Source organism: Pseudomonas sp. R3-41 (assembly GCF_054161485.1).
The window spans coordinates 1,543,491-1,559,863 of record NZ_CP096421.1 but is presented as its reverse complement, the minus strand read 5'-3'; the positions used below and the strand labels follow the sequence as shown (position 1 = coordinate 1,559,863).

Below are 16,373 nucleotides of genomic sequence, written 5' to 3'. Positions count from 1 at the left end.
TTCATGTGGGAGCGGGCTTGCTCGCGAAGACGGTGTGTCAGTCAACATCAACTTGGCTGGCACACCGTCTTCGCGAGCAAGCCCGCTCCCACAGAGGTTCTGAGCTGTGGTCGAAATCGCGTCAAAAACGACCTCCACTGTACTGAAAGCGCTACAGCGGAACGATATCGCTACACGCCGCGCTAACCTGCATGGTGCAAGGCTTTGATCCCACAACGATTTTTTCCAGGCCTGCAGCTGTAGCGATTTCGCTACAGCCAAGCCAATCCACATCTCGACATCTCCACTCAACCCATTGATATATAAGCCATTAATAACATTGGCCGCATTCTTGCTATGGGAATAACCATTCGGCCGGGCCAAGCCCCGCGCCTTTCTTCGCGTCCACCAGACGAATCTGGCCCCAGGAGTTTCCATGAGCGAGTTGCGTTTCACTGAAGATCACGAATGGCTGCGCGCCGAAGCCGACGGCAGCGTCACCGTAGGCATCACCGCTTTCGCGCAGAACGCATTGGGCGACGTGGTTTTTGTGCAACTGCCTGAATTGCAGGCCTACGAAAAAGGCGCCGAAGCCTCCACCGTGGAGTCGGTCAAGGCCGCCAGCGGCGTGTACATGCCCCTGGACGGTGAAGTGCTCGAAGTGAACGACAAACTCGACGCCAGCCCAGAACTGGTCAACGAAGATCCGCTGGGCGAAGGCTGGTTCTTCCGCTTTAAACCGACCGACGCCGGCGCAGTGGCTAAGCTGTTGGATCAAGATGCCTACGATCGCCTGATCAAAGCCAACGCCGAAGCCTGAGGAGCGCCCCATGACCGTTAATCTCGGCACCGCCAACGAATTCATCGCCCGCCACATCGGCCCGCGTGCAGGCGACGAGCAAGCCATGCTCGAACGCCTGGGCTACGACTCCCTGGAAGCCCTGAGCGCCAGCGTCATCCCGGAAAGCATCAAGGGCACCAGCGTGCTGGACATGGGCGACGGCCAGAGCGAAGCCGATGCACTGGCCTCGATCAAGGCCATCGCCGGCAAGAACCAACTGTTCAAGACTTACATCGGCCAGGGCTACTACAACTGCCATACGCCAGCACCGATCCTGCGCAACCTGCTGGAAAACCCGGCCTGGTACACCGCCTACACTCCGTACCAGCCAGAAATTTCCCAAGGCCGTCTCGAAGCACTGCTGAACTTCCAGACCCTGATCAGCGACCTCACCGGCCTGCCGATCGCCAACGCCTCCTTGCTGGACGAAGCCACCGCCGCCGCCGAAGCCATGACCTTCTGCAAGCGGCTGAGCAAGAACAAGGGCAGCAACGCCTTTTTCGCCTCAGTCCACAGCCACCCGCAAACCCTCGACGTGCTGCGCACCCGTGCCGAGCCCCTGGGCATCGACGTGGTGGTGGGCGATGAGCGCGAACTGAGCGACGTCAGCGGTTTCTTCGGCGCCCTGCTGCAATACCCGGCCAGCAATGGCGACCTGTTCGACTACCGCGAACTGACTGAACGCTTCCACGCCGCCAACGCCCTGGTGGCCGTCGCCGCTGACCTGCTGGCCCTGACCCTGCTGACGCCTCCGGGCGAATTCGGCGCCGACGTCGCCATCGGCAGCGCCCAGCGCTTCGGCGTGCCGCTGGGCTTCGGCGGCCCGCACGCGGCCTATTTCTCCACCAAGGATGCGTTCAAGCGCGACATGCCGGGCCGTCTGGTCGGCGTTTCCGTGGACCGTTTCGGCAAGCCGGCCCTGCGCCTGGCGATGCAGACCCGCGAACAACACATCCGCCGCGAGAAAGCCACCAGCAACATCTGCACCGCCCAAGTGCTGCTGGCCAACATCGCCAGCATGTACGCCGTGTATCACGGCCCCAAGGGCCTGGTGCAAATTGCCAACCGCATCCATCACCTGACTGCAATCCTTGCCAAGGGCCTGGGCGCGCTGGGCCTGACCGTCGAGCAAGAGAGCTTTTTCGACACCCTGACCCTGCACACCGGCGCGCAAACCGCCGTCCTGCACGACAAGGCCCGCGCCCAACGCATCAACCTGCGCGTGGTGGACACTGAACGCCTGGGACTGTCCCTGGACGAGACCACCAACCAGGCTGACATTGAAGCACTGTGGAACCTATTGGCCGACGGCAAGGCCCTGCCAGACTTCGCCGCACTGGCCGCCAACGTGCAAAGCCGCATCCCGGCCGAGCTGGTGCGCCAAACGGCGATCCTCAGCCACCCGGTGTTCAACCGCTACCACTCCGAAACCGAGCTGATGCGTTACCTGCGCAAGCTCGCCGACAAGGACCTGGCCCTGGATCGCACCATGATCCCGCTGGGTTCCTGCACCATGAAACTCAACGCCGCCAGCGAAATGATCCCGGTGACCTGGGCCGAGTTTGGCGCCCTGCACCCGTTCGCCCCGGCCGAGCAGAGCGCTGGTTACCAGCAACTGACCGACGAGCTGGAAGCCATGCTCTGCGCCGCCACCGGCTATGACGCGGTGTCGCTGCAACCCAACGCCGGTTCCCAGGGTGAATACGCCGGCCTGCTGGCGATCCGCACCTATCACCAGAGCCGTGGCGAAGACCGCCGCGACATCTGCCTGATCCCCTCCTCGGCCCACGGCACCAACCCGGCCACCGCCAACATGGCCGGCATGCGCGTGGTCGTGACCGCCTGCGATGCCCGTGGCAACGTCGACATCGAAGACCTGCGCGCCAAGGCCATCGAGCACCGCGAACACCTCGCTGCGCTGATGATCACCTATCCGTCCACCCACGGCGTGTTCGAAGAAGGCATCCGCGAAATCTGCGGCATCATTCATGACAACGGCGGCCAGGTGTACATCGACGGCGCCAACATGAACGCCATGGTCGGCCTCTGCGCCCCGGGCAAGTTCGGCGGCGACGTGTCGCACCTGAACCTGCACAAGACCTTCTGCATCCCTCACGGCGGTGGCGGCCCGGGCGTCGGCCCGATTGGCGTCAAGTCGCACCTGGCGCCGTTCCTGCCGGGCCACGCCAACATGGAACGCAAGGAAGGCGCGGTGTGCGCGGCGCCGTTCGGCAGCGCGAGCATCCTGCCAATCACCTGGATGTACATCCGCATGATGGGCGGCGCCGGCCTCAAGCGCGCCTCGCAACTGGCGATCCTCAATGCCAACTACATCGCCCGTCGCCTGGAAGAGCATTACCCGGTGCTCTACTCCGGCAGCAACGGTCTGGTGGCCCACGAATGCATCCTCGACCTGCGTCCGCTCAAGGACAGCAGCGGCATCAGCGTCGATGACGTGGCCAAGCGCCTGATCGACTTCGGTTTCCACGCCCCGACCATGTCGTTCCCGGTGGCCGGCACGTTGATGATCGAGCCGACCGAAAGCGAATCCAAGGAAGAGCTGGACCGTTTCTGCGACGCCATGATCTGCATCCGCGAAGAAATCCGCGCGGTGGAAAACGGCAGCCTGGACAAAGACGACAACCCGCTCAAGAACGCCCCGCACACCGCGGCGGAACTGGTCGGCGACTGGACCCACCCGTACAGCCGCGAACAGGCGGTGTACCCGGTGGCGTCGTTGGTCGAAGGCAAGTACTGGCCGCCCGTGGGCCGGGTCGACAACGTGTTCGGCGACCGCAACCTGGTCTGCGCCTGCCCGTCGATCGAAAGCTACGCTTGATCTGTGAAGGGGCGGGTCCGCTCGCCCTCTCAACAAACACCGCCTATCCCCTTGTGGGAGCGGGCTTGCTCGCGAAGGCGGCGTATCAGTCGACGCTTACTTGGCTGACACCCCGTCTTCGCGAGCAAGCCCGCTCCCACATTGGATCTACGCGAATCTCATAAAAACCGTCGATCTCATAAAAAGAAACCGGAGAAACACCATGTCGTTAAGCGTGTTCGACCTGTTCAAGATCGGTATCGGTCCTTCCAGCTCCCATACCGTCGGCCCGATGCGTGCCGCTGCCCGTTTTGTCGAGGGGCTGCGCCGTGACGATCTGCTTGAAAGCACTACCAGCGTCAAGGTCGAGCTCTATGGCTCGCTCGGGGCCACCGGCAAGGGCCACGGCAGTGACAAGGCCGTGTTGCTGGGCCTGGAGGGCGAGCACCCCGACACCGTGGACACCGAGACGGTGAACGCCCGGCTCCAGGAGATCCGCAGCAACGGTCGCCTGAACCTGCTCGGCGAACGCTCCATCGAATTCAATGAAAAGCTGCACTTGGCGATGATCCGCAAGCCGCTGGCCTTTCACCCCAACGGCATGATCTTCCGCGCCTTCGATGCCGCCGGGCTGCAAGTGCGCAGCCGCGAGTACTACTCGGTCGGTGGCGGCTTTGTCGTCGATGAAGACGCCGCCGGTGCCGACCGCATTGTCGAAGACGCCACGCCCCTGACCTTCCCGTTCAAGAGTGCCAAGGACCTGCTGGGCCATTGCAGCACCTATGGCCTGTCCATCAGCCAGGTGATGCTGACCAACGAAAGCGCCTGGCGCCCCGAAGCCGAGACCCGCGCCGGCCTGCTGAAGATCTGGCAGGTGATGCAGGACTGCGTGGCGGCGGGCTGTCGCAACGAAGGGATTCTGCCGGGCGGGCTGAAGGTCAAGCGCCGGGCCGCGGCGTTGCACCGCCAGTTATGCAAGAACCCCGAAGCCGCCCTGCGCGATCCGCTGTCGGTGTTGGACTGGGTCAACCTGTATGCCTTGGCCGTCAACGAAGAGAACGCCTACGGCGGGCGCGTAGTCACCGCCCCGACCAACGGAGCGGCGGGCATCGTCCCGGCCGTGCTGCATTACTACATGCGCTTCATCCCCGGGGCCAGCGAGGACGGCGTGGTGCGCTTCCTGCTGACCGCCGCCGCCATCGGCATCCTCTACAAGGAAAACGCCTCCATCTCCGGCGCCGAAGTCGGTTGCCAGGGTGAAGTGGGCGTGGCCTGTTCCATGGCCGCCGGTGCCTTGTGCGAAGTGCTCGGAGGCACCGTGCAGCAAGTGGAAAACGCCGCCGAGATCGGCATGGAGCACAACCTCGGCCTGACCTGCGACCCGATCGGCGGCCTGGTGCAGGTGCCGTGCATCGAACGCAACGCCATGGGTTCGGTGAAGGCCATCAACGCGGTGCGCATGGCCATGCGCGGCGACGGGCATCACTTCGTCTCCCTCGACAAAGTCATCCGCACCATGCGCCAGACCGGCGCCGACATGAAAAGCAAATACAAGGAGACCGCCCGCGGCGGTCTGGCGGTCAACATCATCGAATGCTGACGCGCGTCATTTTCATTTTCCAGGAGTTGATATGTCCACCGAACAACTGTTGAAAACCCCGCTGCACGCCCTGCACCTCGAACTCGGCGCCCGCATGGTGCCGTTCGCCGGCTACGACATGCCGGTGCAGTACCCATTGGGCGTGATGAAGGAACACCAGCACACCCGCGATCAGGCCGGGTTGTTCGACGTGTCCCACATGGGCCAGATCCGCCTGACCGGCGCAGGTGCTGCCAAGGCCCTGGAAACCCTGGTGCCGGTGGACATCATCGACCTGCCGGTGGGCATGCAGCGCTACGCCATGTTCACCAACGACAACGGCGGCATCCTCGACGACCTGATGGTCGCCAACCTGGGCAATGACGAACTCTTCCTGGTGGTCAACGCCGCCTGCAAGGATCAGGACCTGGCTCACCTGCAAGGGAAAATCGGCGACCAGTGCAGCATCGAGCCGCTGTTCGAAACCCGTGCCCTGCTCGCCCTGCAAGGCCCGGCCGCCGTCAACGTGCTCGCCCGCCTGGCACCGGACATGGTGAAAATGACTTTCATGCAGTTCCAGCGCGTCACGCTGTTGGGCGTGGACTGCTTTGTCAGCCGTTCGGGCTACACCGGTGAAGACGGTTTCGAAATCTCCGTGCCCGCCGCCGATGCGGAAAAACTCGCCCGCGCCCTGCTGGCCGAGCCGGAAGTCGCGGCCATCGGCCTTGGCGCCCGTGATTCCCTGCGCCTGGAAGCTGGCTTGTGCCTCTACGGCCACGACATGAACACCGAGACCACGCCAATCGAAGCCAGCCTGCTGTGGGCGATTTCCAAAGTACGTCGTGCCGACGGCGCTCGCGCTGGCGGTTTCCCTGGCGCTGAAAGCGTGTTCGCCCAACAACAGGGCGGCGTGAAGCGCAAACGCGTCGGCCTGCTGCCCCAGGAACGCACACCGGTGCGCGAAGGCGCAGAGATCGTCAACGAAGCGGGCGAGATTATCGGGACGGTGTGCAGCGGCGGTTTCGGCCCGACCTTGGGCGCTCCGTTGGCGATGGGTTACCTGGACAGCGCCTATGTAGCGCTGGATACGCCGGTCTGGGCCATCGTGCGTGGGAAAAAGGTGCCTTTGCTTGTAAGCAAAATGCCATTCGTTCCACAGCGCTACTACCGCGGCTGATTGGTTGTTTCTATAAGTAACGCGATTGCGTTATACGTGCACTAATGTGTAACGCAATCGCCATAAAAAGGTGCATATCTTTAGAGGTGATCGTTCCTTATAACGTGGGCAAACAATTGAACTAGCCTATCGAATAACCCCCGCTCCGCAAGCGGCGTAAATGCTGGCAAGCTGAGCAAATACAGGGCCTTCCGGGGGGTTGTTTTTTCATTCGAAGTTGGCGTAGAGTTTGGTCACTGTGTTTGCATGGGTCGCTTGGAATCGTGACCTGGGCAGTAGCTTATGAAGTTCGCTACATCCCGTTCGACGTCTCTTACTTTCCTGCAACCCAGCCCCAGTACTCTTTCATGTGAAAGAGGCTGTCATCAATTTTAGCGTCAAAGGAAATAAGAAAATGTCTCAACGTCAGAGCGGTACCGTCAAGTGGTTCAATGACGAGAAGGGTTTTGGTTTTATCACACCTGAAAGCGGTCCGGATCTGTTCGTGCATTTCCGTGCCATCCAGGGCAACGGCTTCAAGAGCCTGAAAGAAGGCCAGAAAGTCACTTTCGTTGCCGTGCAAGGCCAGAAAGGCATGCAGGCTGACGAGGTTCAAGCCGAAGCCTAAGGCTTTCGCGAACTAAAAAGCCCCTGATTGATATCAGGGGCTTTTTTATGGGCGTAAATCCGTAAAATGGCTTCTTTTTTGTTCGAGGCCGTCATGTCGAAACACTTGCTCACCCCTCAAGGTGACTTTCCTCCCGCCGGCCTGGGCCGTCGCCTGGCTGCGATGTTTTATGACTTCTTGCTGTGCACGGCGCTGCTGATCGTGACCAGCGGTGCCTACAAGATGATCCAGATGGCGATCATCGGCGAAGAAAAAATGCGCGCCCTGACCGAAGCCGGTGCCCTGGACGGCGATCCGCTGCTGTCCACCGTGCTGCTGTTCGTGCTGTTCGGCTTCTTCGCCAAGTTCTGGACCCACAACGGCCAGACCCTGGGCATGCAGGTGTGGTGCATCCGTGTGCAGAACGCCGATGGCACCGCCATCAGCCTGTGGCAGGCGCTGTTGCGGTTCGTGGTGTCGATTGCGTCATTGCTGCTGGTGGGGCTGGGCTTTATCTGGGCGCTGTTCGACAAGCGCCAGCGCAGCTGGCATGACATCTACTCGGATACGCAGCTGGTACGGATTCCCAAGAAGACCAAGTAGGAACGCACTACATCCCCGTGGCGAGGGAGCTTGCTCCCGCTCGGCTGCGCAGCAGTCGTAATCCAGCCAATGCGGTATGACAGAATAACCGCGCGGTGGCTCGTTTGGGGCTGCTACGCAGCCCAGCGGGAGCAAGCTCCCTCGCCACAAAATCTCGCAGCCCCGCAATCTTCTTCAGCTTCAGGCATTGCCCGCCAGCTTCATCCGCGCCGCCTGGGTGAAGTCCAGCATGCGCTTGAGCGGGCGAATCGCCTGGGGGATCAGCGCCGGGTCAACGAAGATCTCGTTGGCGCCTTCCTGCAAGCTCTTGAGGGTCCGTTCCAGGGTATTCATCGCCATCCATGGGCAGTGTGCGCAACTGCGGCATGCCGCGCCGTTACCGGCAGTAGGGGCCTCGATGAAGACCTTGTCCGGGCACAGCTGCTGCATCTTGTAGAAAATGCCGCGGTCGGTGGCGACGATCAGCGTCTTGTTCGGCAGGGTCTGGGCCGCGGCGATCAACTGGCTGGTAGAACCCACGGCATCCGCGAGTTCGATCACCGAGGTCGGCGACTCCGGATGCACCAGGATCGCGGCGTCCGGGTACAACGCCTTCATGTCTTCCAACTGCTTGGACTTGAACTCTTCGTGGACGATACAGGCACCGTCCCAGAGCAGCATGTCGGCGCCGGTCTTGCGCTGGATGTAGGTGCCCAGGTGCTTGTCCGGCCCCCAGATGATCGTCTCGCCGTTGTCCATCAGGCTTTCGACGATTTCCAGCGCGCAACTGGACGTCACCACCCAGTCGGCACGGGCCTTGACCGCCGCCGAGGTGTTGGCATAAACCACCACGGTGCGCTCCGGATGCTGGTCGCAGAACGCCGAGAATTCGTCCACCGGGCAACCCAGGTCCAGGGAGCAGGTGGCCTCCAGGGTCGGCATCAACACGCGTTTTTCGGGGTTGAGGATCTTGGCGGTCTCGCCCATGAACTTGACCCCGGCCACCACCACGGTCTTGGCCGGATGGGCATTGCCGAAGCGGGCCATTTCCAGGGAATCGGAGACACAGCCCCCGGTCTCCTCGGCCAGGGCCTGGATGATCGGGTCACAGTAGAAGTGCGCGACCAGCACCGCGTCCTGAGCCTTGAGCTCAGCGGCGATGGCGGCGCGGTACCAGGCCTCTTGCTCGGCGGTCAGCGGCTTGGGCTGCTTGGCGTCGAGGTGGGCCTGGACCAGAAGGCGTTCGGAAATTTGCGTCATGTTCGCAAGACCTGCAAGCGCGTTTAGCGCGAAAGTCGAGTATACACCCGGCTCCGGACCACTCGGGTACCGCCGGGAAAGTGGGTATCAATCAGGCACGGGACAGCGTGAAGCCGGCAAGGCTACAGAATATCCCGTCGATGCAAAAGATCATTCTGACCTGTGCCCGACCACAAGCCAGGACGCAGCCCCCCGTGGCGAGGGAGCTTGCTCCCGCTGGGCCGCGAAGCGGCCCCAAAAAGGGCCGGGAACAACAGACTGGCAGATAGGATGGCAGATCTCGGGGCCGCTTCGCGGCCCAGCGGGAGCAAGCTCCCTCGCCACAAAAGCGCCCCGGTGCTCGCCTCGGGCAAGCTGACTGAAATGTAATCACCCGCTCCGCCGGCTTATGTCATCTTCTTTTCAACGCGACACTGGGGAACCGGTGTTCGCAGCGAATCGACGGACGGACTTTCATCCCATGCAAACAAAAACTTCCCGGCGAACCTTCGTAAAGGGCCTGACTGCCGGCGGCATCCTCGGCGGCCTGGGCTTGTGGCGTGCGCCGGTCTGGGCAGTCACCGGCTCGGGCCTGCCCAGCGTACTGACAGGCACCGAGTTCGACCTGTTCATCGGCGAAAGCCCGGTCAATTTCAGCGGCAGCCCCCGCACCGCCCAGACCATCAACGGTGGCATCCCCGGCCCGCTGTTGCGCTGGCGTGAAGGCGACACCGTGACCCTGCGGGTACGCAATCGCTTGGAGGACACCACCTCCATCCACTGGCACGGCATCCTGCTGCCGGCCAACATGGACGGCGTTCCGGGGCTGAGTTTCAAGGGCATCGAGCCCGGCGGTATGTACGTGTATCAGTTCAAGGTCCGGCAGAACGGCACCTACTGGTACCACAGCCATTCCGGTTTCCAGGAACAATCCGGGGTCTACGGCCCGCTGGTGATTGATGCCAGGGAACCCGAACCCTTCCAGTACGAACGGGACTACGTGGTGATGCTCACCGACTGGACCGACGAAGACCCTGGCGCCCTCCTGCGCAAGCTCAAGAAACAGTCGGACTACTACAACTACAACAAACGCACCGTTGGCGACTTCATCGACGATGTGGGCAAGAACGGCTGGGCCAGCACCGTGGCCGATCGCAAGATGTGGGCCGAGATGAAGATGAACCCTACTGACCTGGCTGATGTCAGTGGCGCCACCTACACCTACCTCATGAACGGCCAGGCGCCGGACATGAACTGGACCGGCCTGTTCAAGCCTGGCGAACGTCTGCGCCTGCGCTTTATCAACGGCTCGTCCATGAGCTATTTCGACGTGCGCATTCCCGGCCTGAAGATGACGGTGGTGGCGTCCGACGGCCAATACGTCAAGCCGGTGAGCGTCGATGAGTTGCGGATCGCCGTGGCGGAAACCTATGACGTCATCGTCGAACCAACCCAAGAGGCCTACACCCTGTTCGCCCAGTCCATGGACCGCACGGGGTATGCCCGCGGCACCCTCGCGGCCAGGGCCGGGTTGTCGGCGCCGGTGCCGCCCCTGGACCCACGCCCCTTGGTGACCATGGACGACATGGGCATGGCGGGCATGGACCACAGCGGCATGCAAGGCATGGATCACAGCCAGATGCAGGGCATGGGTGACATGGCCGGCATGGATCACGGTGCCATGCAGGGCATGGACAGCATGCTCGCGCACCCCGACACCGAGAAAGACAATCCCCTCGTGGACATGCAGGCCATGGACGCCAAGCCCAAGCTCGATGACCCAGGCATGGGGCTGCGCGATAACGGACGCAAAGTGCTGACCTACGCCGACCTGCGCAGCACCTTTCCCGACCCCGACGGCCGCGAGCCGGGCCGAACGATCGAGTTGCACCTGACCGGGCACATGGAGAAATTCGCCTGGTCGTTCAACGGCGTGAAATTCTCCGACGCCGCACCGCTGCTGCTCAAGTACGGCGAGCGACTGCGTATCGTGCTGATCAACGACACCATGATGACCCACCCTATCCACCTGCACGGCATGTGGAGCGACCTGGAGGATGAGAACGGCCAGTTCATGGTCCGCAAGCACACCATCGACGTGCCACCGGGCGCCCGGCGCAGTTACCGGGTCACCGCCGATGCCCTCGGGCGCTGGGCGTATCACTGCCATCTGCTGTATCACATGGAGATGGGCATGTTCCGTGAAGTTCGGGTGCAGGAATGAGGAAGCGACCATGACCCCTATCGTGAAATACCCCGCCCTGCCCCTGGCCATTCTTGCTTTTGGCAGCAGCCTCTCGGCCTGGGCGGCGAACAATGACATGCCCGGCATGGACCACAGCCAGATGCAGGGTATGGACCACAGCCAGATGCAAGGCATGGACTCGATGCAGGGCATGGAACCCATGCAACCAGCGCCGACCAACAGCCGCACGCCGATCCCGGCACTGACCGCCGCCGACCGCGCCGCCGTCTACGAGGATCATGGCGGACACGCGGTGCACGACAGCGCCATCCATTCGTTTTTCCTCATCGACCAACTGGAATGGCAGGACGCCGATGACGGCAGCGCCCTGAGCTGGGACGCCTCCGGCTGGATCGGTGGCGACATCGACCGTTTGTGGTTGCGCTCCGAAGGTGAACGCCTCAATGGCAAGACCGAAGAAGCCGAATTGCAGGCGTTGTGGGGCCACGCCATCAGTCCTTGGTGGGACGTGGTGGCCGGCGTGCGCCAGGACTTCAAGCCGGGCGATTCGCAAACCTGGGCCGCCTTCGGCGTGCAAGGCATGGCCCTGTACAACTTCGAGGCGGAGGCCACCGCGTTCATCGGCGAAGGTGGCCAGAGCGCGGCGCGCCTGGAAGGCGACTACGACATCTTGTTGACCAATCGGTTGATCCTGCAGCCCACCGCAGAAGCCAACTTCTATGGCAAGAACGATCCCGCCCGTGGCGTCGGCTCGGGCTTGTCGGACACCGAACTCGGCGTGCGGCTGCGCTACGAAATACGCCGGGAATTCGCGCCCTACATTGGCGTCACCTGGAATCGGGTCTACGGCAACACCGCCGACTACGTCCGAGAAGAGGGCGAAGACAGCAGCGAAGCCCGCCTGGTGCTGGGCCTGCGCCTGTGGTTCTGATCTGTTTCACTAAAAACTAAAAACCAAGTTGTAGGAGTCCTTGCATGTCAGTCATCAAAACCGCTGTTGTATTGTCCGTTGGCCTGTTGCTCAGTGGCCTGGCCCAGGCTCATCCAAAACTGCTGTCCTCCACCCCGGCCGAAGGTGCCGAAGGGGCGGCACCGGCAAAGATCGAGCTGCACTTTTCCGAAAACCTGCTGACCAAGTTTTCCGGCGCCAAGCTGATGATGACTGCGATGCCGGGCATGGCAGCGCATTCGCCCATGCCGATGCCGGCCAAGGTGTCCGGCAGCGATGATCCGAAAACCATGGTCATCACGCCGAATGCCCCTCTCACCGCGGGCACCTATCAGGTCCAGTGGCGCGCGGTTTCGTCCGACACGCACCCGATCACCGGCAACGTCACATTCAAGGTGAAGTGAGTTGATGAGCGACTCGATCAACATCGCGCTGCGCTTTGCCCTGTACCTGGATTTGATGTTGCTGTTCGGCCTGGCCGCGTTTGGCCTGTATAGCCTGCGAGGCCAGGAGCGGGTGTCGGGTGCGCAGTTGCCTTTCGCGCCACTGCTGCTGGCCACGGCGGTGCTGGGCGGATTGCTCTCCCTGGCCGCCATGGCGTGCATGGCCTGGGCCATGAGCGGTGTTTCGACGTGGGCCGAGCTGTGGCCGCACATTGAAATGATGGTCGTGGAGACCGACCTCGGTTTGGCCTGGATGCTACGCATGGCGGCGTTGCTGCTGGCCGGTGTCGCCGTGACGCTCAATCAGCGTTGGCCGACCACCAGCCTCGGCCTGGTCGCGCTGGGCGGAGCCGTAGCCCTGGCGACGCTGGCCTGGGCAGGCCACGGCGCGATGGATGAAGGGACACGCCGCAACTGGCATTTCATCACCGACTTTATGCACCTGTGGGCGGCGGGTGGCTGGATCGGTGCCCTGGCTGCGTTTGCCCTGCTACTGCGCCAGGCGGAACCGCAACTGGCGGTGCTGGCCCGGACATTGATCGGGTTTGAAACCGCCGGGGCGGTGATCGTGGTGGTTATCAGTGTGACGGGGGTGGTCAACTATTTGTTCATCGTTGGCCCAAGTATCGTCGGAGTGCTCGACAGCCTTTACGGTCAGTTGCTGGCGCTCAAACTTATTTTGTTCACGGCCATGCTGGTGTTCGCCGCGTTGAACCGATTTCACCTGAGCCCACTCCTGGAAAGTGCCCGACAGAGCGGCGAGCATGGGGTCGCGGTGAAGGCTCTGCGGCGCAGCATGGTCCTGGAGTTCTCCGTGGCGGTGGTCATCCTGGGGTTGGTGGCCTGGTTGGGGACGTTAAGCCCCGGGATGGAATAACCGGCACTGAATTCGTGGCGAGGGAGCTTGCTCCCGCTGGGGTGCGAAGCGCCCCCCAAAACCTGAGCACCCGGTGTGTCAGGCAAAGGGTACCCATACCTTTCGGGTCTGCTTCGCAGCCCAGCGGGAGCAAGCTCCCTCGCCACAAAGGGCAGCCGGGCGCGGTATTTAATTTTTCAATACCAGCAGCCAGTTTTCAGTTTGCCCATCGCAAGATGCCCTGGCCTAAATGAAGCTTTATCCAGCCAAGGCCCTGTCATGGAAAACGTTCGAACCTCAAGCACCCATGCCGTCTGGCTAATGGTCAGCATCGTGTGGGTGGCGCTGAACCTGCGGCCTTCGATGGCCGCCGTCGGGCCGCTGTTATCCGCCATTCGCGGGGAGGTCCCGCTGAGCTTCAGCACCGCTTCGCTGTTGACCATGTTGCCGGTCATGGCGATGGGCCTGGCGATGTTCCTGGGCATGCGCATCGCCCTGCGCATCGGCGAGCACCGCACCATCGTGCTGTCGCTGTTGATCATCGGTATCGCCACCGCATCGCGCTTGTATCTGGACAGCGCCGCCGAACTGATCGTCAGCGCGGTGTTGGCCGGGCTCGGCATCGCGTTGATCCAGGCGGTGATGCCGGCCCTGATCAAGTCGCGCTACACCGACAACGTCTCGCTGTTCATGGGTTTGTATGTCACGTCGATCATGGGCGGGGCGGCGCTTGCCGCATCGTTTTCGCCGTTTGTCCTGTCGCAAACTGGCAGCTGGCGCATCGGCCTGGCGATCTGGGCACTGTTGGCATTGATCGCACTGGGTTGCTGGTACGCCCAGCGTGCAGCCGTGCCCCCGTTGCCCGGAGCGCCTGTCCGGCAGCAAGCGTCATTCTTCAGCAATTCCCGAGCTTGGCTGCTGGCGATTTTCTTCGGCCTGGGCACCGCCTCCTACACCTGTGTACTGGCCTGGCTGGCCCCGTACTATGTGGAGAAGGGCTGGAGCGAACAACATGCAGGCCTGCTGTTGGGGTTCCTCACGGCCATGGAAGTGCTGTCCGGCCTCGTCACTCCGGCGATTGCCAACCGCAGCCGGGATAAACGCTGGGTCCTCACCGGGCTCCTGGCCCTGATCATCGGCGGCTTCTGCGGCCTGATCCTCAGCCCGGAACGTTTCAGCCTGTTGTGGCCCTGCCTGTTGGGCCTGGGCATCGGCGGCCTGTTCCCAATGAGCTTGATCGTCTCCCTCGACCACTTGGATAACCCGCGACGGGCCGGTGGCCTGACCGCGTTCGTGCAAGGCATTGGCTACCTGATCGCCGGGCTCTCGCCATTGATTGCCGGGGTGATTCGCGATCAGTCGGGCAGCTTCGAATGGGCCTGGTGGTCACTCACTGCCGTCATGGCGTTGATGCTCCTGATGGTCCTGCGCTTCGATCCCAAGCAATACGCGCGGCATATAGACTAGTGGCCTGTACGGTTAATTCGAGTACTCAAATTCGAGTGTCAGGGCTTGCCAGGCAAGGCGCCATGACGAGTCGTAGCCCGCTACGGCGAGGAATGGCAACGCAGGCTGGCAAGTTCTGGCGCCGAAGTTGAGTGCACGAATTAGCCACACAGGCCACTAGACAGCGCCTGTCGTAAGCCCTGCACCTGACTGAAAGATAAAAGCCCCGGGCTCCTGTATAAATGGAGGACTTTCGCCAGGACAAAGAGAGACGCAGGGATGACGCCGAGAATAGCTGATGCTGGTCAGTAACCTGCTCAGAAAGCTGGACATGCAAGACCTGATGGTTTTTGTAGCGGTGTACGAACAAGGCAGCGTCACCCAGGTCGCCGAGGCCCTATGCGTCAGCCAGTCAACCGTGAGCTACTGCCTGAGGAAACTGCGCACCAGTTTCCAAGACGAGCTGTTCATCAGTACCCGCTCCGGCATGCGCCCCACTCATAAAGCCACCGCCATGTACGGCCAGATACTGGGGGTTCTCCAGGCGATCAATCAATGCCATTCCGGTTTCCAGACATTCGATCCGAATCAGGAAGAAATCACCTTCAACCTCTGTGCGCCGGAATACTTTGAACTGCTGATCCTGCCCAAATTGGTCAAACGCTTCATCGGCAAGCGCTTTGCGGTGGTCATCAACACGACGAAATTTCATCGGGATATACCGGTTGATGCACTGCGGGACGATCGCTTCGATCTTGTCGTCTGTTTCGGGCCACACTTCCATGGCGACGTCATAGGCCTGCGCTCGCAGGTGCTGCTCGAAGACGAGTTGGTGTGCGTGCTCGATAAAAATTTCCCAGGGCCGCAAGAAGACTTCAGCCTGGAAGCGTTCGCCGCCCGCCAGCACGTGTTTCCAACACCGTGGACGTCTGACACCAACATGATCGATGGCTGGCTCGCCCGACAGGGTTATAGCCGCAAGATAGTCGCAAGAGCCAACAGCTACGTAGCAGCGTTGAACCTGATCGCTGGAACCGACTTCCTCCTGACATTGCCTCGGCGTATCCAGGCATTGATTTGCGATCAAGCACGATTCGGCGAACACCCGCCACCCACGGGCTTACCGAACTTTACCCTGGAGATGGTATGGAGCGAGAAAGCGAGCCAGGACAGCGCCAACATCTGGCTTCGCGAGCAGATCATGCAAGTATGCGCCGAGGAGGGCCTGCTCTGAGCCCCACTTCGGTGGGTGCAATGCCGTTCACTTAAGAACAATGATGACCCTGTGGCGAGGGAGCTTGCTCCCGCTCGGCTGCGAAGCAGTCGTAAACCGGCGGGTGCGGTGTCTGATACGCCGCACTTGGCAGGTTCTGGGGCCGCTTCGCGGCCCAGCGGGAGCAAGCTCCCTCGCCACGGGTTTGCCGATTGCCTTAAGTGAACAGCATTGACTTCAGAGGGTGGGCTTTTTCATGGGCAAAAAAAAATCCGGAAATCCTCACTTTCGTGGGCCTTCCAGACTTTTAAAACAGCAAAAAATGGTGGGTCGTGTGGGATTCGAACCTACGACCAATTGGTTAAAAGCCAACTGCTCTACCAACTGAGCTAACGACCCGCTGTGTGGTGGCGCGTATAATACTGATTTCTAAGGACTATTCAACACTTAATTTGAAAT

At 61.7% G+C, this 16,373-nt stretch carries 13 protein-coding genes and 1 tRNA gene; 12 read left to right on the top strand and 2 right to left on the bottom strand.

Annotation, left to right across the window (positions count from 1 at the left end):
- The first annotated feature begins 415 nt into the window (after nt 1–415).
- The 6 genes from gcvH (at nt 416) to M1D99_RS06995 (ending at nt 7,583) form a co-directional block, all read left to right on the top strand.
- Complete coding sequence (gene gcvH / locus M1D99_RS07020) at nt 416–799, top strand: glycine cleavage system protein GcvH (RefSeq protein WP_434574525.1); 384 nt, start codon at nt 416–418, stop codon at nt 797–799.
- Nucleotides 800–809: 10 nt separating this feature from the next.
- Nucleotides 810–3,659, top strand: a complete 2,850-nt coding sequence (gcvP, locus tag M1D99_RS07015; protein ID WP_434574524.1) for an aminomethyl-transferring glycine dehydrogenase — start codon at nt 810–812, stop codon at nt 3,657–3,659.
- Nucleotides 3,660–3,861: 202 nt separating this feature from the next.
- Entirely contained in the window at nt 3,862–5,238 is a 1,377-nt protein-coding gene (locus tag M1D99_RS07010) for an L-serine ammonia-lyase (RefSeq protein ID WP_434574523.1), read from the top strand.
- A gap of 31 nt (nt 5,239–5,269) precedes the next feature.
- On the top strand, nt 5,270–6,394 hold the full coding sequence (gene gcvT / locus M1D99_RS07005) for a glycine cleavage system aminomethyltransferase GcvT (RefSeq protein WP_434574522.1): 1,125 nt from the start codon (nt 5,270–5,272) through the stop codon (nt 6,392–6,394).
- A gap of 394 nt (nt 6,395–6,788) precedes the next feature.
- On the top strand, nt 6,789–7,001 hold the full coding sequence (locus tag M1D99_RS07000; RefSeq protein ID WP_003175786.1) for a cold-shock protein: 213 nt from the start codon (nt 6,789–6,791) through the stop codon (nt 6,999–7,001).
- 93 nt (nt 7,002–7,094) lie between these two features.
- Nucleotides 7,095–7,583 carry an RDD family protein gene (locus tag M1D99_RS06995; RefSeq protein ID WP_186706344.1) on the top strand — a complete coding sequence of 163 codons (489 nt, stop codon included), beginning with the start codon at nt 7,095–7,097 and terminating at the stop codon, nt 7,581–7,583.
- Nucleotides 7,584–7,763: 180 nt separating this feature from the next.
- On the opposite strand, the gene nadA is transcribed toward M1D99_RS06995, so the two are convergent.
- A complete protein-coding gene (gene nadA / locus M1D99_RS06990) occupies nt 7,764–8,822 on the bottom strand; it encodes a quinolinate synthase NadA (RefSeq protein WP_003205010.1) in 1,059 nt (352 codons plus the stop codon).
- Between the two features lie 460 nt (nt 8,823–9,282).
- Between nadA and M1D99_RS06985 the strand changes: the two genes are divergently transcribed.
- The 6 genes from M1D99_RS06985 to M1D99_RS06960 all read left to right on the top strand — a co-directional run bounded on the left by M1D99_RS06985 (nt 9,283) and on the right by M1D99_RS06960 (nt 15,935).
- On the top strand, nt 9,283–11,025 hold the full coding sequence (locus M1D99_RS06985) for a copper resistance system multicopper oxidase (protein ID WP_434574521.1): 1,743 nt from the start codon (nt 9,283–9,285) through the stop codon (nt 11,023–11,025).
- 10 nt (nt 11,026–11,035) lie between these two features.
- Nucleotides 11,036–11,938, top strand: a complete 903-nt coding sequence (locus tag M1D99_RS06980; protein WP_434574520.1) for a copper resistance protein B — start codon at nt 11,036–11,038, stop codon at nt 11,936–11,938.
- A gap of 44 nt (nt 11,939–11,982) precedes the next feature.
- A complete protein-coding gene (gene copC / locus M1D99_RS06975; protein WP_186706347.1) occupies nt 11,983–12,360 on the top strand; it encodes a copper homeostasis periplasmic binding protein CopC in 378 nt (125 codons plus the stop codon).
- A gap of 4 nt (nt 12,361–12,364) precedes the next feature.
- Nucleotides 12,365–13,276: a copper homeostasis membrane protein CopD gene (copD, locus tag M1D99_RS06970; protein WP_458131571.1), complete on the top strand. Its 912-nt coding sequence runs from the start codon at nt 12,365–12,367 to the stop codon at nt 13,274–13,276.
- 258 nt (nt 13,277–13,534) lie between these two features.
- Nucleotides 13,535–14,722 (top strand): cyanate transporter, encoded by a 1,188-nt coding sequence (locus M1D99_RS06965; RefSeq protein ID WP_434574518.1) that lies wholly within the window; start codon nt 13,535–13,537, stop codon nt 14,720–14,722.
- 277 nt (nt 14,723–14,999) lie between these two features.
- Nucleotides 15,000–15,935 (top strand): LysR family transcriptional regulator, encoded by a 936-nt coding sequence (locus M1D99_RS06960; protein ID WP_434574517.1) that lies wholly within the window; start codon nt 15,000–15,002, stop codon nt 15,933–15,935.
- 302 nt (nt 15,936–16,237) lie between these two features.
- On the opposite strand, the gene M1D99_RS06955 is transcribed toward M1D99_RS06960, so the two are convergent.
- Nucleotides 16,238–16,313 (bottom strand) — tRNA-Lys (locus tag M1D99_RS06955).
- Between the last annotated feature and the right edge of the window lie 60 nt (nt 16,314–16,373).